At 64.0% G+C, this 26,929-nt stretch carries 2 protein-coding genes; both read right to left on the bottom strand.

Annotation, left to right across the window (positions count from 1 at the left end; all coding sequences use genetic code 11):
* Positions 1–3 precede the first annotated feature (3 nt).
* A complete protein-coding gene (locus GCN74_RS05260) occupies positions 4–13,242 on the bottom strand; it encodes an SDR family NAD(P)-dependent oxidoreductase (protein WP_193316976.1) in 13,239 nt (4,412 codons plus the stop codon).
* A 51-nt stretch (positions 13,243–13,293) separates the two neighbouring features.
* Positions 13,294–26,925, bottom strand: coding sequence for an SDR family NAD(P)-dependent oxidoreductase (locus GCN74_RS05255; RefSeq protein WP_152255661.1), 13,632 nt, complete (start codon positions 26,923–26,925; stop codon positions 13,294–13,296).
* Between the last annotated feature and the right edge of the window lie 4 nt (positions 26,926–26,929).

Below are 26,929 nucleotides of genomic sequence, written 5' to 3'. Positions count from 1 at the left end.
ACGTCAGTGTCCGAGCAGGTCATGGAGTTTGCGCAGCGCCTCGTCCGTTTCAAGCGCGTCGCTGTCGACCATGCTGACGATGTCGTCGATTGCCTTGCTCAGTTGCTGGGTGCACTGAGGCACGGCTGCGCCAGCCGGTGCCGGTTGCACACCAGGCCAGTAGCGATCCTGGGCGAACGGATATCCTGGCAGACTGATACGTACCGGCGCCCCTTGTTCGTACAGTCGCGTCCAGTCCACAGCCAGTCCCCTCGCCCACCATTGCGCCAGGCGTCCCAGGTTCCTGTCAGCCAGCCATGTGGCAGCCGCGGCCTGCATGCCCTCGTCGTGCACGACTTCGGCAACATCGCTGTCGAACCGTTGGACTTGCCCTGCGAACACGCCATCGATGTGCGCGCCACCCGTGACGAATGCGCGCAGCCTGAGCGCCAGGCCCGCCAGGGAGTCGACCACGAAACAGACGCGCTGATCCATGCTTTCCCTGCCGGTTTGCAGGGTGTACGCCAGTGCTCCCAGGTCGCCAGTTCCATTTAGTCCTTCGACGAAGGCGAGCATGCTTGCTGCTAACTCGAGTAGCTGCTCCGGGTTCCTGGCCGACAGGGGGACGATCGCTTGCCGGCCTGCGTCCGCGTGACGGCAGAAGTGCGGATAGTCCGCTGGCACGAACTGCTGGAGGATGACGTGCGCATTGGCGCCGCCAGCGCCAAACGCGGAGATACCTGCGATACGCGGCAGTGCGCGGCCGTCCGGCCCCACCGGTTCCCAAGGCGTCAGGGAAGTATTCACCACGAAAGGCGTCGCGGCGAAATCGATGGCCGGATTAAGGTCCCCGGCGTGCAGGCTCGGCACGATCTGAGCGTGCTGCATCTGCAGCAGGATCTTGGCGATGCCGGCCATGCCGGCCGCCGCCTCCAGGTGTCCTATATTCGACTTCGCCGAACCGATCCGGCAGTAGCCGGTGTCGCTGGTGTGGCGCGCAAAAGCCTGCCGCAGTCCCTCGATTTCGATCGGGTCGCCCAGTTCCGTTCCGGTCCCGTGCGCCTCCATGTAGCTAATGTCGCGCGCATTGATGCCCGCTTTCTCGATTGCACGTGCGATCAGGTCTGCTTGCGCGCGCGGATTGGGCACCGTGTAGCCATTGGTCTTGCCGCCATGGTTGACATGCGTGCCAAGGATCAGGCCATGAATCACGTCGCCGTCAGCAAGGGCGTCGGCAAGCGGGCGTAACAGCAACACGCCGACACCCTCGCCCGGCACGAATCCGTTGGCCCCGCTGCCGAAGCTGCGGCAGCGCCCGTCGCGCGAGAGTGCATACTGTGCCGCCATGTCAATATAATTGGACGGATGGGTGTACAGGTTGACCGCACCGGCGATGGCAAGGCTGCACTCACCTCGTCTGATTTGCTCGCACGCCTCATGCACGGCCGTCAGCGATGACGAGCACATGGTATCGATCGGCATGCTCGGGCCGGTAATATCCAGGAAATAGGACAGGCGGTTGGCCACCGAACCGAACGAGGTCTGCGGATAGAACTTGCGGTCCCTGCGCGATGCTTCCGTGCCATGCAGGTTGAAACCCTGCTTGGTGATGCCGGCAAACACGCCAACCTGCCGCTGGAATTTATCCCTCAGGTCGGCGCGGGTATAGCCCGCATCCTCCAGCGCATGGTAGGCGGCCTGCAGGAACAGGCGCTCCTGCGGGTCCATGCTCATGGCATCGCGCGGAGAAATGCCAAAAAACAGCGAATCAAACTGGTCGAATTGGTCGACAAAGCCACCCCATTTGCAATAGCTCTTGCCCAGCTCCACCGCACGCATCACGTCGGCCTCGTAGAACGATTGCAGGGACCAGCGCTCGGGGGGGATTTCCGTCACGCTGTCTTTGCCGCTACGCAGGTTCTCCCAATACTGGGCGAGGGTCGCCGCTTGCGGGAACATCCCGCTTATCCCGACGATGGCAATCGGATGTTCGTGCCCGGCGCCAGCAGCGCGTGCCGGCTGCGGCATGGGCGCTGGAGCCGCCGGGGCCGGCACCAAGGACTGAGGCGGACTTGCGTTTGCCTGCATGCCGCTCCACGCCACGCATGCCGCGCGGTGCTGTTCAAGGAAGTAGGCCGTGAGCGCAGCCAGGTTTTTGTATTCGAAAACCAGCGTTTTCGATATACGACCGAATATCTTGCCGAACTCTGCATTGAGCTTGGTGACCATCAGGGAATCGACGCCGTAGGCGGAGAATTCTCTGTTTTCATCGATGCGGCCGGGGGCCAGCTTAATCGCGGCGCCGAATATCTGTTTCATATTATGCAAGGTGCGCTCGGTCAGCAGGCGGACGTCGGCCGCCTGGCCGGCGTTTGGCGTCTGCGGGGTGACCGCAGCTTCCTGTCCCAGGAAGGCCGACAAGCGCGCCATGTCACCTTCGACCACCAGGCATTGCGCAGCGGTCAAGGCCATGGCCTCGTGGAAGGCCCGCAGGGCAGCCGCCGTGTGCAACGGCTGCATGCCGGTCAGCTCGGCGATGCTGGCCATGAGATCAGCGCCGATGCGCATGCCGCCATGCTGCCATAGCGACCAGTTGATCGACAGCGTGCGTCCGCGTCGTCCTTGCGCGGCCATCTGAGCGTTGCGATAAGCCGCGAACTGATCCATAAAACCGTTACCCGCGGCATAGTCTGCCTGGCCTGAGTTGCCAAGCGCGCTGGCGATCGACGAGAACAAGGCCAGGAAATCGAGCTCCAGATGTTCGCTGGCCACCGCCAGGTTCAGCGTGCCGGTGACTTTGGGCGCCAACACGGCTTCGAATTCGGCCATTGGCTTGTTCAGGATGTAGTTATCGCAAACCATGCCGGCACAATGCAGAATACCGTTGAGTTGGCCATGCTCCTGGATCACGGCGTGCATCAACGCCTCGACCGACGCCAGGCACTCCAGGTCGGCCTGGCGGTACACCAGCCGGCCATGCGCACCATTGAATTGCTGCAGCAGCGCCTGCTTTTGCGGTGTGAGTACCGAACGGCCCGTCAGGATGATTTTTGCCTGGCTGGTCTGTTGCAACATGTCGGCCGCAAACAGCATGCCTATGGCGCCCAGCCCCCCCGTGATCAGATACACGCCCCCATCCTTGAGCGCCATGGGCGCAGGCTGCCGCTCAACTGAGGCGACCTCCCAGCGCTGCACCTGCCGCACGCCTTGGCGATGGCGGACCAGCGTTTCCTGCGGCGTGCCCGCGTCGGCCCCCAGCAAGCGGGCCAGCACCGGGGTGCGTGTCTGCGCTTCGACCAGGATGACCTGGCCGGCAAATTGCGGGTTTTCCTGCGCCGCAGTCTTGAGCAGGCCGGACAGGCCGGACAGGAGGGCGAGGTCGGGCTCGTCGGCCACAACGACTTGCAGCAGCAACTTGCCCTGCGTGCGGCTGCGCAGCATGCCCTGCACCACCTGGAAGCACGCCAGGGCCCGTTCACGGTAGGCCTGAGCGGCATCGAGATGCGGCAGCGCGGGCCATAGCAGGCAGTGGCTGGCAGGAATCAAGGTTGCCAGCTCCCCGGTACTAACCTCGGTCGTCCCGCACAGAATAACCACGTGCTCTGCGTACAACTGGCCATCGCGCCTGGTCTGCGTGCAGGTCTTCCAGCCAGGAACTAGCAGAGTCGCATGGCGGTCCCCCGCTGTCGCTGCTGATGCCGGCTGCGCCTTTGGTACAGGCGGAGTCGCGTGCTGCACCGGCGCGGCGTCAATCCAGTAGCGTTCCTTGGCGAAGGGATATGCTGGCAGCCCGATACGCTGCGGCCGCCGAACACCACGGTAAAGCTCGTTCCAGTCGACTTGCCCGCCCCCGATCCACTGCGCCATGCGGCGTGCCAAGTCCTCCTGATGCGGCAGGCCCGGGTCGGCGCGCTTGCGGCCGGCAAGGTAGGCCTGCAGTTGGCGTCGCAGTTCTTCAACAGAATCCACCAGGAAGGCATGCCGCACTTCCATGGCTTCGCGTCCCGCCTGCAGGGTGTATGCCAGCTGCGCCAGGTTCGGTGCACCGCTTGCAAGCACGGCAAGCAGGTCGGAGGCGCGCTGGCGCAACTGCCCAGCAGTCCTGGCCGACAGCGGCACGATCGCGTCGCTACCATTGCGCTGCGGCGGCAAGGTGCATGGCGGCTCGTCCTGTATCGCGTATTCCTCCACCACGATATGCGCGTTGGTGCCGCTAAAACCGAATGAGCTGATCGCAGCCATGCGCGACTTGCCTTCCGGGGTTTCCCAGGTACGCAGACGGTCGTTCACATAGAACGGACTGCCATCGAGCTTAATGTGCTCGTTGAGCTGCTCGAACTGGATGGTCGGCGGTAACTGCCGATGGCGCAGCGCCTGGAGCAGTTTGATGAAGCCAGTTGCCCCGGCCGCCGTCAGGCAATGGCCGATATTGCTCTTGACTGAACCGAGCGCGCAGTAGTCCGCCTTGCGGGTGTAATGGCTGAATGCCTCCTTGAGCGCCTGCACTTCAAGTGGATCACCCAGTTTGGTGCCGGTGCCGTGTGCTTCGATCAGTCCGATATCGCCTGGATCAATCTGGTAGCGTTCGTAGACATCGCGCTGCAGGCGCGCCTGCGCTTCGGGATTCGGCGCCGTGATGCCGTTGGTCCTCCCGTCCTGATTTACACCCCAGCCGCGGATCACCCCGTAAATCGTGTCGCCATCGCGCTGCGCGTCAGCCAGCCGCTTGAGCAAGACCGTCGCTACCGCTTCTCCTGGCACGAAGCCGTTGGCCCGCTGATCGAAGGAGAAACAGCGGCCTTCGCTGGATAGCATGCCCGTCTGGGCAGTCCTGATGTGCATGTCCGGGCCGGCCATGACGTATACGCCGCCGGCGAGTGCCATGTCGCTCACGCCCGAGTTCAGGCTGTCGCAGGCGTTGGCGATTGCCACCAGGGACGAGGAACAGGCCGTATCGATCGCCAGGCATGGCCCCTGAAGGTTGAGGAAATAGCTGATGCGCGCTGACAGGATCGAGCTGGCGCCGCCGGTAAAACTTTGGGCGCTCAATCTCTGTTCCGCCGCGCCCTGATGGTAGTCGCTTCCCGCGCACCCGGCGAATACGCCGCAATTGGTACCGGACAGCACCTGCGCATCGTAGCCAGCGTGCTCGATGGCCTGCCAGCAGGTCTGCAGAAACAGGCGCTGCTGCGGGTCCATGCATTCCGCCTCGCTTGGCGAGATATTGAAGAACAGCGGGTCGAAGCAATCGTAGTCCTCCAGTGCGCCCATCCAGCGGCTGTTGGTTTTACCACTGGCTGCTTCGCCTGGCTGATAATAGAGGCCGCTATCCCAGCGCTCCGCGGGCACTTCGATGATGCAATCCTTGCCGGCGGCGATATTACGCCAGAATTCGTCCACGTCGCGCGCCTGAGGAAATTGCCCGGCCATGCCGACGACGGCAATTGGACCTGACTGCGGTGCGACGGGCGCCGTTGCCGTGGCGCGCGGCACGTTGCCGCGGCGGCGCGATGCGAGTGCCGGTATGGCTGCCGTGCGGTACTGTCCTTGCGCGGCAGTGGATTCAGGCATGGGAACCGTGCTTGCCGCCACTTTGACTGCAGTTGCCGGCTCGACCGCATGCGCGCCCATCTGCTGCCTGACGTAGGCGCTCAGTTGCTGCAAGGTGGGATAGCTGTAGATCTTGGTTGCATCGATATCAATCCGGTACTTTTCATTGATCTTGCGGACCCATGTCACCCCGCTGACCGAATCGAGACCCAGGTCGACAAACTGGACGCTGTCATCGATCTCGCCAGCATCCGTCTCCAGCTCGTGGGCAAGCAAATTCTTCAGGTCTGCAAGTGTGGCCATGGCAGTGTCGTGGTCTGCCGCAGCAGGAACCGTTGCCGGCACAGCCTTACCTGCTGTTGCGCGTGCCGTTGCCAGCACCATGTCTGCCACGCTTCCTTCTGGCGCAAGACCGCCAGCGGCCGGGGGCGCGGTAACGTCGGGGCCGCCAACGGCACGGCATTCCCGGATCTGCTGGTGCACGTATGCGCCAAGCTGCTTCAGGGTGGGATGGCTGTAGATCTTGGTCGCTTCGATTTCGGTTCCATATTGCTCGTTGATCTTGCGTATCCAAGTAACGCCGCTGACAGAATCGAGGCCCAGGTCGACAAACTGCACGCCGTCGTCGATGTCATCACCCGGCATCTGCAATTCCGCCGCCAGCAGCGCCTTGATACCGGCCAGCATGTCGGGAGCCGGGTCCGGCGCGGCAGCGTTGGCTCGCGCGGGGGCCGCTGGCAAGGCTTGCGCCGCGCCTGCGCCTGCGGTTTTCCCGAAGCGCTGCTCGATGCGTGCCCGTGTATCGCTGCGGCCGACGAAGGTTTGGGCGTGCATGTCCACTTCGCGGCGGCAGGCATCATCAAGCGCCATGCGCAACGGCTCCGCGAGCTGGTCCTTCAGACCGATCAACAGCTTGCGCGGCAGTCGCGTCATGTTCTGCGCCAGGGCCAGTGCGGCAGGCAGGATCTGTTCCTGCTTCAGCACAGCCTGCTTCAGTCCGCGATCGCGCAGCTCGCGCCCCGTGTACGCTTGACCGCCCAGCAGCGTTTCCCGCCCAAGGTCATAGCCGATTCTTGTCGGAAATACCAAGGTCGCGCCCGCGCCAGGCGTGAAGCCGTAATTCATGTAAGGGCTGACGTATTCGCTGCGTTCGCTAAATAAGGTGACGTCGGCGAACATGCCGAGCGACCAGCCCGCGCCGATCGCATGGCCCTGCATGGCTGCGATGACAGGAATGCGGCAGCGCAAGGCCAGTTCGAACATCCGCGAATCAGTGAAGCGTACCGAGCCGGCCTGAATTGCCAGCAGGTTTTCCTTGGTGCCGCCGCTGGCGAAGTAGGCGTCAAAGCCGGTCATCACCACGACCTTATAGGATGGCGTCGCGTCGATATGCGCGAATATCTGGTTCAAGCCATCCACCAATTGAGCCGAAAACATGTTCCTGGCGTTGCGGTCCTCCATTTTCACGACCAGGATGCCGTCCGCATGGACTGTCGCCGTCGCCACGCTGGACCCGAGCGCCAGCGGGCCGGGGTGGGCGGCCGCGAATCCCGGGTCTGCATCCGCCGCAGGCAAGGCACGCACGGCAATACGCTGTGCCTGTGCAGCTACCGCCCGCCAGGCGGGCATTGCCCCGGGCGCCAGTTCACGCAAGGATGCTGCCAGCGTGCGCGCAGTGGCCCGCACGGCGCTGCCGGCGACAGCTGCCACGCTGCCGATACGTCGGCACAGCTCGGCTCCGGAATAGCCTGCGCCAGTCAGCATGATTTCCGTGCCAACAGCATCGCCGCAGCGCTGCGCAAGCAGTACCGCCATCCGGCTCGCCAGTTCCGGACTCATCCGATCCATGGACACGCTGTAGCAGGCGTCTTCGTCATACACGCAGCGGTCGCCCAGCAGTCCTGCCAGCCAGGCCAGGTCCTGCGCGCCAGATTCAAGCGCGACGATGACCGGGAACTCGGCTGCGGCGACCAGTTGTTCCAGCGCAGTCAGCAATAACAAGCTCTGCGCGGCATGCATCTCGGCAAACACCTGGGGCCCGCATACCAGCACGAGTGCCGCGCGCGCCTCCCTGCCCACCCTGTCGAACAGGCATGCAAGGGCGGCCGTGCCGCGGTCCAGCGACGCGGCAAGGTCGACGATCGTTATCGCATCATCGTGCGACAGTACAGCCAGCGCCGCCTCTCCAGTACCATCTTGCGGCGCAAGCAGGAGTCTCGCCGCAGGGGGAGGCGGGGTCCATTGCGTCAGGAGATGGGCGACGCGCCTTGCCAGGTGCAGCTTGAGAAGGCGTAGCGCATCCTGCGAATGCGTGGCGAGCACGGTGGCGAGCTTGTGGGCATGCGCATCGATCTGCGCCGCCGGCAAGATGGCACACGTCCAGCCTTTTGCCTGCAGTGCGAGACCGCTCTCCGGTACTCCTTGCACAATCAAGGCTTCCGCCGTTACGCTGCCGAATCGTTCGTAGAGCAGCGCGATCTCGCGCGGATCCACGTCGACGCCGCTCGGCGCTTGCCGGAATCCATAGCTGCTTTCCTCGCTGAGAATCATGAAATCGCACATGCTGCCGGCAATGAAGCTGGCGGCCACTGCCTCCCCTTGCATCACGGCGGCAACGGGATAAGGGGCATTCGCCAATGCCGCGTAAAGCTGGTGTGACAGATCGGCATCGGGCGGATTCGCTGCCTGGAACAAGAAGCAGCTTGCACTGCCGTAAAGCAGTAAAGCCTTGGCTGACGATTCGCTGCGCATGGCGGCCAGCGCAGCGAGCAGTTGCATTGCCAGGTTGTTGGCCGAGATGCCCTTGCGCTGCGCGGCGGCGCTGTCGATGGCGAATATGCCGTTGCCCATGTCGGCCAGGTTCACTTCCGGCAAGCCCGAAGCATTGCCGGTGCCTGGCTTGCGCAAAAGAATGGCCGGGCGCTGCCCCGGGGATGCGGAGGCAATGTCTTTGGCGTCAAACAGCGGCAAACGGGCGTATTGCGGTGCCGCCAGGGCAATTGCCGACGGCTTGGCGCGTGCAGCCGTCGCGCCCAGGGGCAAGTGCTGTCCAGCAACAGCAAAACTTACCTGGCGCGGCAGCGGCAAGGCCGGCGCGGCCTTGCCTGCCATTGCCGAAGCTGGGGCAGGCACTGCTGGCGCCGGTATCATGGCGGTGTGCGCCGCATGCCGCGGGCCTGCAGCACTGGCGTCATCGCGTATCACGACGCGATAGCGTATCCCGCGCAGGGAAATTTGCACCTCGCCTTGCAGATCGATGATGTCCATGTCCAGTTCGGCCATGCTGCTGTCGGACGGGCTTGTACCGGCGTGCCGGATCCAGGCGAAGGAATGCGCGCTGCAGCCACTGACGAAACGCACCATGTCCAGCCCTGCGAGTTCCGTGACGACATGCGGTTTGCCATGCATATTCAGGCTGGTAGCAGCCTGGAGCGCCGCTTGCAGCACCCTGAGGGTAAGCGCGGCGTCCCCATGCACTGGCGTAGGAGGCATGGCAATCGATAGCTCCGCCAGCAACTGGTTCTCGGCAACATGAACTGAGGCAAGGTCGGCATTGCTTGCGGTTGCGCCGGCCAGTGCACCATCCAAGGCGCCCCGTAATGGCCCCAGGCTGACGCGCTGGGGCGGTATGTGCGCTACTAGCAAGGCCTTGCCTTGGCTGTGTACTACTTCCTGCGGGCCTTCGCCACTGAAAATTTCGAAATCGACATGTTCCTGATCCGGGCTCAGGGCGATATTGATCTGCCCTGAGCCGGCGGTAAATGCTTGCGGGGCCCACGCGACATCATGCAGTTCAAGCATCATGTCGCCCTGCATTTCTGGCTTGGCCTGGCAGATGGCGGCGCGCGCCATCTGCAGGCAGGCAGCGTCGGATAGCCGGCCCGCTCCGTTGGCGTCCCGCGCGGAGAAGAAGAACTCGGTGCCGCTGAATTCCGCGCAATAGCTGTGTTGCGACAGCGTCGAGGTATTGCGGTGCAACAGCAGGTCGAACGTCTGACGCGCTGGCGTCTCCATGAGGAGCGGACCGGCCTCCACCTCGATCCAATGGCGGTCCCGGGCGAAGGGGTATGTCGGCAGGCTCATGCGTTGCGGAGTTGTGTCGCCATGCATGGCAGGCCAATCCAGGTCCACGCCCTTGACCCACAGCTCCACGAGCTGTGGCAGCTTGTTTTCGGATAGCCATTGGTGCAACAGATGCTGCAGGTCACCGTCGGAGGCAAACATCGCCAGTGCTTCCCGGCTGCGTTTGGGTTGGCCACGATACACGCCGTCGATATCTTCCTGGCCTTCCAGCCAGGCTTGCAGCTTGCTCAGCAACTCGCTGGCAGAGCCGACGATCAGGCCCAGCCTTTCATCCATCGCCTCGCGTCCCACCTGCAGCGTGTATGCAAGGCTAGCCAGGTCAGGCGCGACTTTGCCGCTCATGGCATGGCTGATAAATGCCAGCAAGTCGCGTGCTTTTTGTTCGAGCTGTGCAGCCGTGCGCGCGGAGAGCACGATGGCGTCAGGGGCTGAAACACGGGCTGGCGCAGGAATGGCTTCGGCATACTCTTCCACAATCAGGTGGGCGTTCGACCCGCCGGCGCCAAATGAGGAAATGCCGGCGATGCGCGCGATGGCCTTGCCGTCTATCAGCGGCCGCTCCCAGTGCTTCAGGGACTGGTTGACGGTAAATGCGCTGCTGCCAAAGTCGATGTTCTGATTCAGGCGCGCCGAATGCAGCGAGGGTACGATCTGCCGATGCTTCATTTGCAGCAGCACCTTGGTCAGGGCCGCGATGCCCGCGGCCGACTCGCAGTGGCCGACATTTGATTTGACCGAGCCGATCGCGATTGCCCCGGGCTGGCCGTCCTGCACGGCAAACACGGCGTTGAGCGCGGCGATTTCGATCGGGTCACCCAGCCTGGTCCCAGTGCCGTGGGCCTCGATGTAGCTCACCTCGCGCGGGCTGACTCCGGCGTCACCGAGCGCACGCTGTATCGCGTTGGCCTGGCCGCGCGGATTAGGTACCGAGTAGCCATTGGTGCGGCCACCATGACTAAGAGCGCTGCCGCGGATCACACCATAGATGTGCGCACCATCCTTGATCGCCTCGGAGAGGCGCTGCAAGACCACGGCGCCTACGCCCTCGCCGGGAATATAGCCGTTGCCGCCCTCGCCGAAGCTCTGGCACTGGCCATCGCTGGAAATGAACTGTCCCGCGCTAAGCATCAGATACTTGTTGGCGTGCACGCTGACATTGACCCCGCCTGCGATGGCCACACTGGTACGCCCGCCCCTGAGGTCCTGGCACGCGAGATGAATGGCCGTCAGCGACGAAGAGCACATGGTGTCGACCGTCATGCTTGGACCATGCAGGTTGAGGCAATAGGACACCCGGTTGGCGATGGAGGCAATGCTGCCATTAAACGCCATGCGCTTGCCCCGCATGCTCGCCTCGACCCCGAACATCTGGTATTCGCTGTACATCACGCCCACGTAAACGCCGGCCTCCCCGCCTGCTTCCAGCGTAGCGCGCGTATGTCCAGCATCTTCCAGTGCCTGCCAGGCCTGCTGCAGGAAAAGGCGCTCCTGCGGATCGATGAACTTCGCTTCGCGTGGCGCAATGTTGAAAAACAACGCATCGAACTCGTCGACACCGCTGATGAATCCTCCCCAGCGGCTGTAATGGCGGCCGGCGGCGCTGCGGTCTTCGCTGTAATATTGGCGCCAATCCCACCGACTGGCAGGCACCTCGGTGACGCAATCGTGTCCTGCCCGCAAATTCTCCCAGAACGCACCGACATCGACGGACTCCGGATAGCGGCCACTCAAACCGATGATCGCAATCGGCTCCTCCTGGTTGCGCACGGGAGACGCCGCTGCCACGGGGGCGACGGCGGGAGCCGTCGCCTCGTCGCTGCGGGCGGGTGCTATCGCCGGCCTTATGCGATGTCCCAGTGGCAGCCGCCCTGGCGGCGCGGCCGCTGGCGACGCGGCTTGCACCTGACCGCCTTCTGCTATCAGCGCGCTCAGTTTCTCCCCATGGGCCTGCACCATGAAGCCGGCCAGTGCGCGAATGGTCTGGTGTTCGAAAAACAGGGTCTTGGATAGCGGGCCGAACGTCTTTTCCAGTTCCGCGGTCAGGCGCATGGCCAGAATCGAGTCGATACCGTACTGATCGAGCTGGGCGCCGACGTCGATCTTGTGCGGCGCCAGCTTCAGCACGGTGGACAGGGACTTTCGCAGATAGCGCTCGGCCTTCTCCATCAGCGCAGTATCGGCCCTCACGTGAGCCGCTGCGGGCGCCGGCCCTGCGGATGCTGGCATGGCGGCCCTGGCCCTCTCAGGCCCGGACAGCCATTGCTGCAGCCGCGCTGATTCACCATCGGCAATCAGGCATTGCCCCTCCTGCAAGGCGAGGCTGCGATGAAAGGCCTGCATGGCCAGCGGCGTTTTCAGTGGCCGTATGCCGGTGCGCTTACCGATGTCGGCCAGGATCTCGGCACCGATCGTCATTCCGCCCTGCTCCCACAACGACCAGTTGATCGACAGCGTGCGGCCGCGCCGGCCCTGTGCGGCCATGCGCGCATTCCGGTACAGAGCGAATTGATCCATGAAACCGTTCGCCGTGGCATAGTCGGCCTGGCTCAGGTTGCCCATGGCGCTGGCGATCGATGAGAACAACACCAGGAAATCCAGTTCAAGGTGTTCGCAGGCCAGCGCCAGATTCAGTGTGCCGGTCACCTTGGGCATCAGCACGGCATCAAACTCGGCCAGCGGCTTTTTGACGATGAAATTGTCGGCAATCATACCCGCCGCGTGCAAGATACCGTTGAGCTGGCCGTGTTCCACCAGCACCGCGTCCACCAGCTGGCGCAGAGACGCCAGATTTTCCAGGTCCACCTGGCGATATACCAGACGGCCGGCCGGGCCGCCCATTTGCTGCAGCATTGCCTGCTTTTCTGGCGGCAGTACGAAACGGCCCGTCAGGATCACGCTTGCCGCCCCCTGTTGCAGGATCTCGGCGGCAAACAGCATGCCCAGGCCGCCCAGGCCGCCCGTGATCAGGTATACGCCGCCGTCCTTGAACGCCACGCTCGGAGCGTGCTCCGCTGGCGGCAGCATTTGCCAGCGCTGCGCCTGGCGCATGCCATGCCGGTGCCGAATCAAGGTTTCTTGCGGTTCAGTGGCATCGGCTGCCAGCAGCCGGGCCAGCGCGGTGGTGCCGGTCTGTCCCTCGACCAGGATGAGTTGCCCGGCAAACCGCGGATTTTCCTGCGCCGCCGTCTTGAACAGGCCAGACAGGCCTGCCAGCAAGGCTGCTTCCGCCTCGTCTGCCACCACGATTTGCAGCAGCAGGCTGCCGTGCGGCCTGCTGCGCAGCATGTCCTGTACCAGCAAGTAGCAAGCCTGGGCCCGCTCACGGTAGGCCTGGGCCACGTCGCGCCCGGGAAGTTCCGGCCACAGCAGGCAATGGCTGGCGGGGATCAGCGTCGCCAGCTCCCCGGTGTTGGCTTGCGTGGTCCCGCAAAGCACCACCGTATGTTCGGCGTAGTGCGGCCCGTCACGCCCGGCCGGAGGGCAGTTTTGCCATTCCGGGACGATCAGCGAGGCGCCTCCTTGTACGGCCGGCACGCGCATTTTCAGCGCGCGCACCATGTCGAGCGCTTGTTGCTTCGAGATTTTCTCTGCGAGGAGGTCTGCGTAAATCTGCTTTAATTGCTTCTGCATTTGAATCATACCTTTTGGCATTTCGTGGACCAGACAAGCCTGGGACCAGGATCAAGCGATCAACGTGTCCGGACTCTTCATGATGGCAGTAAAAGGTGCGTCGGAAAGTTGTCTTACGTATAGATTGCCAAGCCGGACCAGGAGCTCGCCGCGTTCGTTGAGTAGGCGAACGTGCAGCTTGCGGGCGTCGGTCCGGCCTGGCTGCCCAGTTTCGGCAAACTCGGCTAGTGCGTAGCAGAGCTGCGTTAGCGGCCGTACGATGTCGACCTCCCCCAGCGCAAATGGCAGAAACGGTCCGCCAGCGGCGTTGAGCAGGGTCGCCACGCTCTGGAATGCGGCATCGATCAGGGCCGGGTGCAGTGTGTATTCGCTGAACTCGCTCTTGAGGCTATCTGGCAATACTAGCCGCGACACAGTAAAATCTTGTCCGGAGTGCACTTCCTCGATGAGCTGGAAAGCGGGACCGTACGCGAGGCCATGGCATCGCATCTGTTCGTAGAACTGGACACCGTCGTAGCGCTGTACACTTTGCGCCAACAGCGCCCGGAGTGGTACCGGCTCGTCCTGCATTGCAGCATGCGCGGCGCGGCTAGCGAGCAGCAGCTGGCCTTCGGCATGCACGATACGCTCATGGTCTTCGCCCAGCGAGGTGATTGCATACTCGACGCTGTCGTCCACGCGCTTGAGCACTGTGCGCAGCGTCTGCGGCCCCTCACGGAAACTCAGCGGCCGAATCCACACGATATCGCGCAAGGCCGCCACGTGTTGCTCGGCGGCCAGTGCGCCACAGGCAAGCGCAATTTCAAGGCAAGCGGAGCCGGGGAGAATATACTCGCCGTTGACCTGGTGATCGACGGCATAGAACGCTGTATCGGGCAGGTGCGAGCTGAAGCTGACGTGGTTCAGGGTCGAGGCATTGTGCGATACAAGGGGGTGAAGCCGATGCATGCCGGTTGCCGCGACCCTGTTCACTGGTGCAGCGGCGGCGGCCGTGTGCACTGGCGCCAGGTCGCTGACCCAGTAGCGCTGGTTTTCGAATGGATAGGCTGGCAGGCTGATTCGTGCAGGCAAGCTGGCGCCGTATAGTGCGCTCCAGTCCACCTCGCCGCCGCCGACCCATGCCTGCGCCGCGCCATGCGCGGCGTCCAGGGCGGACGGATACTGCGAGCCGACGTCCGCCTTTGCCTGGTGCGTCTCCACCACCCCGCGGTAGACGCCGGCACTTCCTTCGCTGCGCCATGCGGCGAGCCGCGCAATCAGTTCGTCGCGGCCAGTGGCAACTACGGCCAGCCTCTGCTCCATGGCTTCGCGGCCGTGCTGCAGCGTAAAGCAAACGCTTCCCAGATCGAGCGCCGGGTGGCGGCGCAGGTATGACAGCAAAACTTCGGCATATTGGCTCAATGCCTGCTCGCTGCGGGCCGACAGTACCAGCACGGCCTCTTGCGCGCCGCGCCGGGCGGCGGCCACTGGTGCAATATGCTCTTCCAGTATCACGCATGCATTGACGCCTCCGGCGCCAAAGGAATTGACGAGCGAGCGGCGTGGCTGCCCATCGCGCGACGGCCACTGCGCCAGGTGACGCTGCAGGTAGAACGGCGTTGTCTCGAATTCGATATTTGGATTGGCCTGTGCTGCATGAATCGTGGGCACCAGCTGGCGGTGCTTCATCTGCAGCAGCACCTTGGTGATCCCGGCGATACCAGCGGCCGACTCGGCATGGCCGATATTCGCCTTGACCGATCCTATCGGGCAAAAGTGCGTGCCAGCCGACTGCTGGCGAAACGCCTTGGTCAATGCCGCGATCTCGATGCTATCGCCTAGTGGCGTGCCGGTACCATGGCCTTCAATATAGCTGATCGACTCGGGATGGATGTCTGCCTGCTTCAGCGCGTGTTCGATCAGGCTCGCCTGGGCATTCGGGTTCGGGGCTGAATAGCCGTTTGAGCGTCCGCTGTGAGCCGTCGCGCTGGCCCGGATGACCCCGTGGATACGGTCCTGGTCAGCGATTGCCAGGCGTAGCGGCTTGAGGATGAGCGTTCCCACGCCTTCGCCAGGCACAAAGCCATCGCCGCCCGCACCGTAGCTGCGGCAGCGTCCATCGGACGACACCATGCGCCGGCTGCACAGGGACTGGTATTTGGCCGGATGCAGGTACAGGTTCACACCGCCGGCGACGGCAACTTCACAGCCGCCGCTGCGCAGGCTTTCGCACGCCAGGTGAATGGCCACTAGCGAGGACGAGCACGCCGTGTCGACCGGCATACTCGGGCCTTCGAAGTCGAAGAAATAGGAAACGCGGTTGGCGATCGACCATGGCAAGGCGCTGGCAGATACGCCAGCATCGTCGCCCGTGCCTGCGGTCTTGAGCAGGTTATAGGTATTGGTTGTCACTCCGACATACACGCCGACCGCCGCCCCCTTGCCACGCGGGTGGCGCTGGCGCAAGGCCTCCCTGGTGTACCCCGCATCCTCGATGGCCGACCATACCGACCGCAGGAACAGCCGTTCCTGCGGATCGACGAGGCGCGCCTCATCGGTGGGGATGTTGAAGAATGCCGGGTCGAACTGGTCGACGTCGTCGAGGAAGCCGCCCCACTTGCAATAAATCCTGCCATGCGCGGCCTCGGCCGGATCGGCGCTGTAGAGGGCTGCATGATCCCATCGGCTGGCAGGAACAAGTTCGATCAGATCGTTTCCATGTTTTAGATGTTCCCAATACGCATCGAGATCCTTTGCGCCAGGATACTCGCCGTGCATGCCGATGATGGCAATTGCTTCGCCTGGCTCGTGTGCCGCTGCGGCCTGCGCCTGCACTGGCGGCGGCAGCGGCTGCACGGCAGCTTGCATGGCAGCCGGCGCCATTGTCGCTTCAGCGCTCGGGCCCGCAAGCAAGCGCGCCAGCGCAGGATGCAGGTGCGCAACCAGGTGGCGCGCAAGCTCCTCGACCGTCTCGTACTCGAACAGGAGTGTCTTCGAGAGTGGCCCCAGATCCTGCTCCAGCCGGGTATTCACCCTGGCCACCATCACCGAATCGAAGCCGTAGGCGCTGAAGCGTTCCCGCATATCGACGCGTTGCGCGGGCAAATTCATTTCCTCGCCAATGAGCGTTTGCAGATAACGCTGGGCGGCTCCGGTCAGGTCGTCCGGCAGAAGACCCGGCGCTGGCACAGAGGCCGCTGCCGCCGGTTGCTGCCAGGCGGGCCGGATGAATGCATCGATGTCAGCCGCCTTGCCGTACAGGGCCACTGCCTGTGTTCGCCCAGAGGCGAGTAGCTGCTCCCAACAGTGCAAGCCGTCCGCCGTGGGCAAAGCCCGAATGCCCGTTTTTTGCTCGATGCGCGCCATATCAGCGGGTGCAATGGCCATGCCGCCCTCCACCCACAGGGGCCAATTGATGGACAAGGACTGGCCGCAGCGCCTTCCCACGCGGCGCCAGTCATCGCGCGCCTGGGCAAAGGCATCCATGAAATGGTTGGCGTAGGCATAGTCGGCCTGGCCCGGATTGCCGGTTATTGCAGCAACCGAGGAAAACAGTACGAACCAGTCGAGCGGTTCGTCGCGCGTGGCCCAGTCCAGATGGATGGTGCCATCGACCTTGGGCGCAAGCACCTGCGCCAGTTCCTGCTCCGTCTTTTTCAACAAAAACGCGTCGCGCGTGACACCGGCGGCGTGAATCACGCCGTGGATGACGGAGTGGTCGCGCTTGACGGTGCGCATGAGTGCGGCCATGCTCTCGCGGCGCGTGACGTCGGCGCGCACGTAGCGTACCTGCGCGCCAAGCTGCTTAAGCCGTTCGATCGTCCTCCTCTGCGCGGTACCCGGCTCACTACGGCCTACCAAAATGAGCGTTGGCTGGCAGCTGCGCGCCAAATACTCGGCAAATACCACTCCTAGCCCGCCCAGGCCGCCAGTGATGAGATACACGCCGCGCTGCTTCACCGGCATTACAGCGGCTGCCGCCGGCAGGGGCGCATACGGCACCAGTTCCAGGATCTGGCGCGACAAAGTTGCATTTATGCATGACAGCCGTACCGCTGTCATGCCGGGGCGCGCGCCGCGCAACTCGGCCAGGATGGCGCCGGCCTGCTCCGGAGCGGCCGGTGCCGCACCGTGCACGTCGAGCGCGATGGCGGCAAACACCGGATTTTCCAGAACTAGCGAGCGCAGAAAGCCGGCGATCGCGGCGCTGTGCGGTGCTGGATTGGTCGCATGGCTGGCATACATCGACAGCAAGCGCACCGGTCGTCGCAGCTGCTGCGCCAGCAGTGCTTTACACAAATGAAATAGTGGAAGAATGCCGTGCACCGCAGCGATATTTTCCGGCGAATCCGACAGATCCAGCGTGTCGGGGCAGTGATGCACGATCATGTCGGGCAGGCTTTGCTGCGCGCCCAGGGCGGCAAGCAGGCGCGTGAAGTGATCTGCCCGCGCCGGATCGAGCTGGAAGGAATTGCTGCCATCGCCTTCATAGGAGTCGCCCCAGCTGACGCGGATGATCAGCGTCTCCTGGATGCCGTTTTCCTGCAATGCGCCGGCGAGCGTATCTGGCGCGCCCAGCAGCAGCATGACTTGCTTCCGATGCCCTGGCGATACATGCGCAGGGACGGCTTCAGTGCGCCACTGCGGTGTGTAGAACACTGATGTGGCCGCTTCGATAGCCGCTGCCGGAGGTGGCGGAGCAATCGGAGCAATCGGAGCATCGTTGCTCTCGATCCAGTAGCGCTCGCGGGAAAATGGGTATGTCGGCAGCGACACGCGCAGCGGCGCTGCGACACGTGGCAGGCGCTGCCAGTTCAAGTCGACACCCAGCGCCCATAGCCGGGCCAGGCGTGGCAGGTCGCGCTTGTCGAGCAGGTCGTTGGCAAACGCGTCACTGCTGCCCGAGAACAGGTCGCCGGTATTGTCGCGCAAGCTTCTGGCGTCGCCCTGGAAGACCCCGTCAAGAGAATGCGCCGTTGCCCCGGCGCCTGTGTCCTGTTGTGCCAGCCATTGCCGCAAGTGTTGTGCCAGCTGAGCATGATCCACGGCGGTAATCGCCAGGCGAACATGTTGTGCCATGCGCCCCACTTGCGTGGTGTACGCCAGGTCGGCCAATGCGGGCAATGCGCCGCGCTCCAGGAAGCATGCCATATCGTGCGCGTAGCGGCGCAGCGCATCGGTGTCGCGCCCCGACAGCAAGACCACTTCCGGCAGCGCCGCGCTTTGCCGTACCGCTACGGGAGCGGCGACGTACTCGTCGAGTACGAGATGGGCATTCGAGCCGCCTGCGCCGAATGAACTGACGCATGCGCGCCGGGCGCCTCCGTTGCGCGGCGTCCAGTCCGCCAGTGCCGTCTGCACTTGGAAAGGTGTCGCTGCGAAATCTATGTATTGATTGGCCGGCTCGGCGTGCAGAGACGGCACGAGTTGGCCATGTTTGATTTGCAACAGCACCTTGGTGACCGCCGCAATCCCGGCTGCGGCCTCGAGATGGCCGATGTTCGATTTCACCGAACCGATGGCGCACGGCTGACGGCCCTGTGCATCGGCGGAAAACGCAGCCAGCAAGCCCTTGATCTCGATCGGGTCGCCCAACGCGGTGCCGGTCCCGTGGGCTTCGATATAGCTGACACTGGCTGGGTCGACCGCGCCGCGTTTGAGCACCTCACGAATTAAATTCCCCTGCGCGGTCGGATTTGGCACGCTATAACCGTTGGTCTTGCCGCCATGATTGACGCCGCTGGCGCGCACGACGGCATACACGTGATCGCCGTCGCGCAGCGCCTGCTCGAGCGGCTTGAGCACGAGGGCACCAACCCCCTCGCCCGGCACATACCCGTCGCCACCGTCGCCGAAGCTCCTGCAGCGGCCATCGGTGGCCAGGAATTTCCCCTGGCTCAGGCCCAGATACTTCTTCGGATGTAGCGACAAGTTGACGCCACCCGCGATCGCCGCCTCGCTGTCGCCGCTGCGGATCGATTCGCAGGCGAGGTGGATCGCAGTCAGCGATGACGAACACATGGTGTCGAGCGCAATGCTCGGACCGTGCCAGTCGAACATGTATGAGACCCGGTTGGCAATCGACGCGTGCGAGGCGCTGGCAACTGTCGTGCCCCCCTTGAGCAGCGCTTCCAGCCCTAGCAATTCATACTGGCCCCACATGACGCCCACGAATACCCCGACCCGGCTGCCTGCAAGGCTCTGCTTGCTATAGCCAGCGTCCTCGACGGCCTTCCAGGCGGTTTCCAAGAACAGGCGTTCCTGCGGGTCGATACGTTCGGCTTCTTTTGGGGAAATGCCAAAAAACAGGGGATCGAAACGGTCGACATCGGCAATAAAACCTCCCCACTTTCCGTAGCTTTTTCCAGCCTGAGCCGGATTACTGTCGAAATAATCTGCGAGATCCCAGCGTTCTGGTGGAATTTCGCCTATGCAGTCCCTGCCATGTTTAAGATTTTCCCAGTAGGCGTCAAGGTCGGCAGCGTGTGGATAGCGGCCGCTCACGCCGATAATCGCGATTGCAACGCGCTGTGTGTCCGTGGCGTTTTCCCCATCCGTTACGCCTGCGGCGGCAAAGCGGCGCTTGCGTCGGTGGGTACTGTCGGGCATAGGCAGAACCGGCTGCTTTGCCGCAGCGGCCAGCGGCGACGCCGGCCCGCCCCCTATTTTGTCACCCACCACCTGCGCGTGATCTTTCATGAAATAGCGTGCAAGCGCGCCGAGTGTCTGGTATTCGAACAGCAGCGTTTTTGACAGCGGGCCGAAGGTTTTTTCCAGCTCCCGCGTCAGGCTCATGGACAGCACTGAGTCGATGCCGTAAATGTCGAGCGGAGCATGGACGTCGATGCGCTCCGCCGGCACCTGCAGCACTGCTGCCAGTTGCTGCCGCAAGTACTGCCAGGTTTGTTCTTCGAGCATGCCGTCTTGCGCCGGCGCCGGGTTTGCCAATGGCGCCGGCCTCGTATCGTCGCGAACAGCGGCGACGGTGCCTTGGAGCAACATGCTGGCCAGCCTCGGCCGATCTCCCTGCATCACCAGGACCTGGGCGTGGCCGAGTGCCAGAGCGCCATGGAACGCTTGCACTCCCACCGCCGTCTGCAATGCGTCGATACCCAGGCTGTGCAACCAGCTCTGGCTGGCCGGCTCGATCTGCATGCCACCCTGCTCCCACAACGGCCAGTTGATCGCTACCGTACGGCCATGGCGCTGCCCCTGGGCTACCAGTTCGTTACGGTACAGCGCGTACTGGTCCATGAAGCCATTGGCGCAGGCGTAGTCGGCCTGGCCGATATTGCCCATCGCAGCGGCGACCGATGAGAACAGCACCATGAAATCCAGGTCCAGCGCGCGGCTGGCCAGGTCCAGGTTCATCGTCCCGATCACCTTCGGGGCGAGCACTGCGCGCAATTCCTGAGATATTTTTTTGACAATGAAATTGTCGCTGGTCTGGCCGGCACAGTGGATAATGCCGTCAAGGCGCCCGATGGCGTCGAACATCGCCTCGACCTGGACTCGGTCTTCCAGGTCGACCTGGCGATATTGCACCCGCCCACTCGTGGAGATGCCGCTCAGCTGCGCCTGACGGGCCGCGTCAAGCGCCCCGCGGCCGGTAAGAATGACCTGCGCGGTACGTGTGTGCGCCATGATTTCCTGGGCAAACAGGCGTCCCAGGCCGCCAAGCCCGCCGCTGATCAGATAAACGCCATCGTCCTTGAATGCGACGGGCCAACCCGCGCCCTGCCACGGCTGCTCCTGCCAGCCCAGGACCAGGCGCTGGCCGGCGCGGTAACGCACCACGGCCTGCAGCCCCTGTTCGCCTTGCAGCGTGCGGGCCAAGTCGGCGGTGTCGATCAGCGGGTCTACCAATACCAGTTGCGTGGACAATTGCGGGTTTTCCTGGCTGGCGGTACGCAGCAGGCCGGACAGGCCCGCCGACAGCGATGCTTCGGCCGCATCCGCGACAACCAGCTGGATCTTTACCTGGCCGTGCAATTTTGTGCCGAGCAGAGCCTGGACCTGCTCGAAACAGGCCTCGGCACCGCGCATGTAGCGCCGCGCCGGATCGGCCGCCGGATCATCCTGCGCCAGGCGCTGGCAGCGCGTGACCTGCCCTGCTGCCTGCATGGCACTGCCGAGGGCGCCGGTTTGCACTTGCGCCAGACCGATCAGCCACACATGGCACTGTTGCGCCGGCTGGCCAGCTGCCTCGATAGCTGCTGCCTGCCACTGCGGCGTGGTCCACAGGAGACCGGGCGCTGGCGCCAGCACGGCGCCATCTGCCGCGCGTACGCTGAAGGCGCGCAACTCGACGCACACCTGGCCCAGTTCGTCACACAGGTCGATATCGAGCTTGCTGAATGCGCTGGCCGAGCCGCACGCAGGCCTGACCCAGGCCAGCATGCGCGCCGAACAATTACCCAGGACGCGTACCGATTCCACGGCATAAGGCAGCAGCAGCCTTGCGGCCGCTCCCTCGGCCTCGGTCATCAAGCCCATGCAGGCTTGCAGCGCGCCATCCATCAGGCTTGGATGCAGCACGAAGGACGCAGCCTGGCCTGTCACTTCCGGCGGCAGGCGCAGGCGGGCCAGCAATTGGTCCTCGCCGCGCGTCAAGCTTTCCACGGCCTGATGCGAAGGACCATACAGCAGGCCCATGTCGCGTAGCCGTTCGTACAGGGTCATCCCCGGCAGCGTATCGCCTTGCATCTGGCTTTCCAGCGCCGCCAGGTCGAGCGGCGCCCGGGGCTGCGCCACTGCCAGGGCCGCCCGGCCCTGGCAATGCAAGCGCTCCTGTCCATCGTCTGCCGTACTGTAGACCTCGAACTCAATCTCGCCATCGGCGCCAGCCTGCAGCGAAATGTTCACCTCGCTGCGGCTGTCAACCACGACCGGCTGCGCCCACACGACCTGTTTCAGTTCCAGGGTGCCTGCTGGCGCCGCATCTGGCATAGCGAGCCTGATCGCGGCACGCGCCATTTCCAGGTAGGCCACCGCCGGCAGTACCTTGCGGCTCGCGTCTCCTCCCAGCCGAACTTGATGGTGGGAGAGGAACGATTCGCGGCCGTCAAACCAGCTGGTATAGCGTTGTTCGCTCAAATCCGAGGTATTCGCATGCAGCAGCGGGTGCAGCTTGCTCGCCTGGCCCTCTGCGGCTGGTTCCGCATCGAGCCAGTGGCGTTCGCGGGCGAATGGGTAGAGAGGCAGGCTGATCCGAGTGGGCTTGTTGCCTGCGTACAGCTTGCTCCAGTCCACCTCCAGGCCCTTGACCCACAGTTCGAGCAATTTGCCGAGTTTTTTGCGGGCGATCCATTTGTCGACCGCTTCCTGCATGTCCTCGTCCTGGCTGATGAGCCCCATGCCCTCCCGGCTGCGCCTGGCATGGCCGCGGTAGGCGTCTTCGCCATCCTGTTCGCCCAGCACGAAGGCCTGCAGCTTTTGCATCAGCTGCCCGGCGCTGCCGGCCAGCAGGCCAAGGCGTTCGTCCATCGCTTCGCGTCCCACCTGCAAGGTGTAGGCCACGCCGGCCAGGTCGGCGCTGTCGCCCTGGCGCGCCAGATAGGCCAGCAGATCCTGCGCCTTGTGCTGCAGCTGCTCGGCGGTGCGCGCCGACAGCACGATGACGGCCGGTCCCGTGGCGCTGTACGCGGGCTGGCCGCCGCCCCGGTATTCCTGCACGATCATGTGTGCGTTCGAGCCGCCGGCGCCGAACGAGGACAGGCCGGCGATGCGGTCGATCTCGCGTCCGTCTATGCGCGGGCGCTCCCAGGCGACGCGCTGCTGGTTGACGACAAAGGGCGTGCGGCTGAAATCGATGTGCGGATTGAGCTTGCTCGAATGGAGCGAGGCCACGATCTCGCCATGGCGCATCTGCAGCAGCACCTTCATCAGGCCGGCAATGCCGGCGGCCGATTCGCAGTGGCCGATATTCGACTTGGCCGAGCCGATACGGCAAAAGCCGTGCTCTTGCGTGTAGTGGCCGAAGGCGCGGCTCAGGGCGGCGATCTCGATCGGGTCGCCCAGCTTGGTGCCGGTGCCGTGTGCTTCGACGTAGCTGATGTGGCGGGCGTCGACGTTCGCTGCCGCCAGGGTGCGTGCAATCGCTTGGCTTTGCGCGTGCGGATTCGGCACCGAATAGCCGTTGGTCTTGCCGCCGTGATTGAGTCCGCTGCCCAGGATCAGGCCGTGGATCTGGTCGCCGTCGCGCTGCGCTTCGGACAGCCGCTTGAGCACCACGATGCCCACGCCTTCGCCCGGGATATAGCCGTCGCCGCCTTCACCGAAGCTCTGGCAGTGCCCGTCGCTGGAGATGAACTGGCCGGCGCTGAGCATCAGGTATTTCTGCGGGTGGATGCTGATGTTGACGCCGCCGGCAATGGCCATGTCGGTGCGGCCCAGCTTGAGATCCTGGCAGGCAAGGTGGATCGCCGTCAGCGACGACGAGCACATGGTGTCGAGCGTCATGCTCGGCCCGTGCAGGTTGAGCGCATACGACACACGGTTGGCGATGCTGGCGAAGCTGTTGGCAATCGGTATGTGTCTCCCCGCTACCCCGGCTTCGGCGCCGAACAGCTGGTATTCGCTGTACATCACGCCGGCATACACCCCTACCTGGCCGGACAGGTCGCCAGCCTGCGCGACCTGCAAAGCGGCGCGGGTGTAGCCGGCGTCTTCCATGGCCATCCAGGCATGCTGCAGGAACAGCCGTTCCTGCGGGTCGATATTGCGCGCTTCGCGCGGTGAAATATTGAAAAACAGCGGATCGAACTCGTCCACGCCTTCGATGAAGCCGCCCCACTTGCTGTAGTGGCGGCCCGGCTCGGTGCGGTCGGTGCTGTAGTGCGCGCGCCAATCCCAGCGCACGGCCGGCACCTCGGTGACGCAGTCGATGCCTTCGCGCAGGTTGTGCCAGAAGGCGTCAAGGTCGCGCGCCTGCGGATAGCGTCCGCTCAGGCCGATGACGGCGATCGCTTCATCCGGGCGGTTTGGCGCCGGCGCGGGAACTTGCGCATTGACATTGCGCCTGCTCTTCCTGCGGGAGGCCGGCGGCACCGCGTTTGCCTGAACGGCCGGGGACGCCAGGCTTTCGGCCGGCGCCGGCCGGGCAAACAGCTCACTCAGCTTCGCGCCATGCGCCAGGACGAAATATTGTGCCAGCGCGGCCAGCGTCTGGTATTCGAACAACAAGGTCTTGGATAGCGGTCCGAAGGTCTTTTCCAGTACACGCGTCAGGTTCATGGTCACGATCGAGTCAATGCCATAGGTTTCCAGCGCAGCGTGAACATCGATGCGGCTGGACGGCAATTGCAGCACGTCCGACAGTTGCCGGCGCAGATAGCCCTGCGTCGATTCTTCCAGCATGGTGTCGCCGGCTGCCGGGGCACGTTGCTCCGCCGGAACTACGCCAGCCGTTGCCGGCTGCGCACTGAACGCCCCCTGGGTGAGCACCCGCTGCAGCCGCTGGCGCTCGCCTTGCAAGGCCATTACCTGGCCGCCATCCTCGTTGAGCGCGCCGTAAAACGCCTGCAGCCCCATCTCGCTGCTGAGGGCCTGCAGGCCTGTGCTGTGCAGCCAGGCCGCACTGGCCTGCTCCATTTGCATGCCGCCTTGCGCCCACAGTGGCCAGTTAATGGCGACCGTGCGGCCTTTGCGCGCACCTTGCTCAACCAGTGCGTTGCGATACCACGCATATTGGTCCATGAATCCGTTGGCGCTGGCATAGTCGGCCTGGCCGACATTGCCCATGGCCGAGGCGAGCGAGGAAAACATCACCATGAAATCCAGCGCCAGCGTCTGGCTGGCCAGGTCCAGGTTGCGCGTGCCAATGACCTTGGGAGCGAGCACCGCGTCAAATTCGGCGGCACTCTTCTTGAAGATGAAGTTATCTGCAATTTGCCCCGCACTATGAATGATGCCGTCGAGACGGCCATGCGACATGACGACAGCGTCGACCAGGGCCCGGACCTGGGCCAGGTCTTCCAGGCTGACCTGGCGGTAATGCACCCTGGCGCCGCCGGACAGGCCATGCAGGTGCTCCTTGCGCGCTGCGTCAAGTGGTGCGCGGCCGGTAAGGAAAACCTGCCCCCTGGCCGTCCGGCGCAGAATCTCTCCGGCAAACAGCCGCCCCAGTTCGCCCAACCCGCCGGTAATCAGGTACACACCGTCATCCCTGAAGGCCACCGGCCACTGCTCACCCTGCCAGGGCCGTTCTTGCCAACCCTGGACCTCACGCTGGCCGGCGCGGTAGCGCACCAGCGTTTGCGGTCCCTGCTCGGCTTGCAGCGTGCGCGCCAGTTCGCCGCTCTCCATGGCAGGATCGACCAGTACGACCTGCGCACGCAGCTGCGGATTTTCCTGGCTTGCGGTGCGCAGCAGGCCCGCCAGGCCCGCCGACAGCGATGCTTCAGCGTCGTCGGCCATGACCAGCTGGAGATGGGCGCCGCCTGGTGGCATGGCGCGCAGCAGCGCCTGCACTTGTTCGTGGCAAGCGAGCGCCTCGGCCGTGTAGCGATGGGCGGCATCGGCGGACCGCGCCTGGCCCGGCGCCAGGTGCAGGCAGCGCGTGGCTTGTCCTGGTGCCTGCATGTTGCGCTCCAGCACTGGCGCCTGCACGTGCTCCAATCCCGACAGCAGCACATGGCGCTGTTGCGCTTCCCGAGCGCCTGCTCGCACTGCCAGCGGCGCTGCCTGCCACTGGGGTGTGGCCCAGACCATCACCGGCGCGGCCACACTGGCATTGACTGCGCGCGCGCTGAAGGCACGCATCTGGACGCACACCTGCCCTTGTTCATCGCACAGGTCAATGTCCAGCTTGCGCAGCGCGTCAGTGGAGCCTGGCGCTTGCCTGACCCAGGCCAGCATGCGCTGGGTGCAGCTGCGCGCAATGCGCACCGATTCGACAGCGTATGGCAACAGCAATTGTGCGGCCGTGTCTTCGGCCGGGGCCATGAGGCCGATGCATGCCTGCAGTGCGCCGTCCATCAGGCTCGGGTGCAGTACATAGGATGGTGCGTCGGCCTCGAGTTCCGCGGGCAGGCATAGGCGCGCCAAAGCCTGTCCATCGCCGCGCGCCATGCCTTCGACTGCCTGATGCGATGAGCCGTATTCAAGTCCCATCTGCCACAGCTGGGCGTATAGTGTTTCACCGGACAGCCAGTGGCCCTGCATCTGCTGCTCCAGCGCGGCGAGCGGCAGCCGATCCAGGGAGGCGGCGGCAAAGTAGGCGCCGCTGCCCTGGCAGTGCACCCGTTCCTGCCCGTCTACCTCGCTGAAGACTTCGAATTCGATGTCGCCGCTGTCGTTTGCGTGCAGCGCGATGCTGATCTTGCTGCGCCTGTCGACCACAATCGGCTGCGCCCATACCGTTTGCTTCAGTTCCAGTGCCAGGCCCGGTGCGGCAGGCGGCAGCGCGAGCCGGATCGCCTCGCGCGCCATTTCGAGATAGGCCACGGCCGGCAGTACCTTGCGGCCCGCGTCAGCGTCCAGCCTGGCTACATGATGGGAAAGAAAGAATTCCTGGCCATCAAACCAGCTGGCATAGCTTTGTTCGCTCAAGTCCGATGTATTGGCATGCAGCAGCGGGTGCAGTACTCCCGCCCGGCCCGCGCCCGCCCCCCTGGAAAATTGCTCGAGCAGCGCGCGCGCGCTATCCTTTGGCAGGCGTTTGCTTTTCAGCTCAGACACGATGTACTTAATGAAATCAGCCATTTCC

It is taken from the genome of Janthinobacterium sp. FT14W, assembly GCF_009208755.1.
In the GTDB taxonomy this organism is placed as follows: Bacteria; Pseudomonadota; Gammaproteobacteria; order Burkholderiales; family Burkholderiaceae_D; genus Janthinobacterium; species Janthinobacterium violaceinigrum.
The sequence above is the reverse complement of the archived record's forward strand: the minus strand, read 5'-3'. Positions and strand labels throughout refer to the sequence as shown.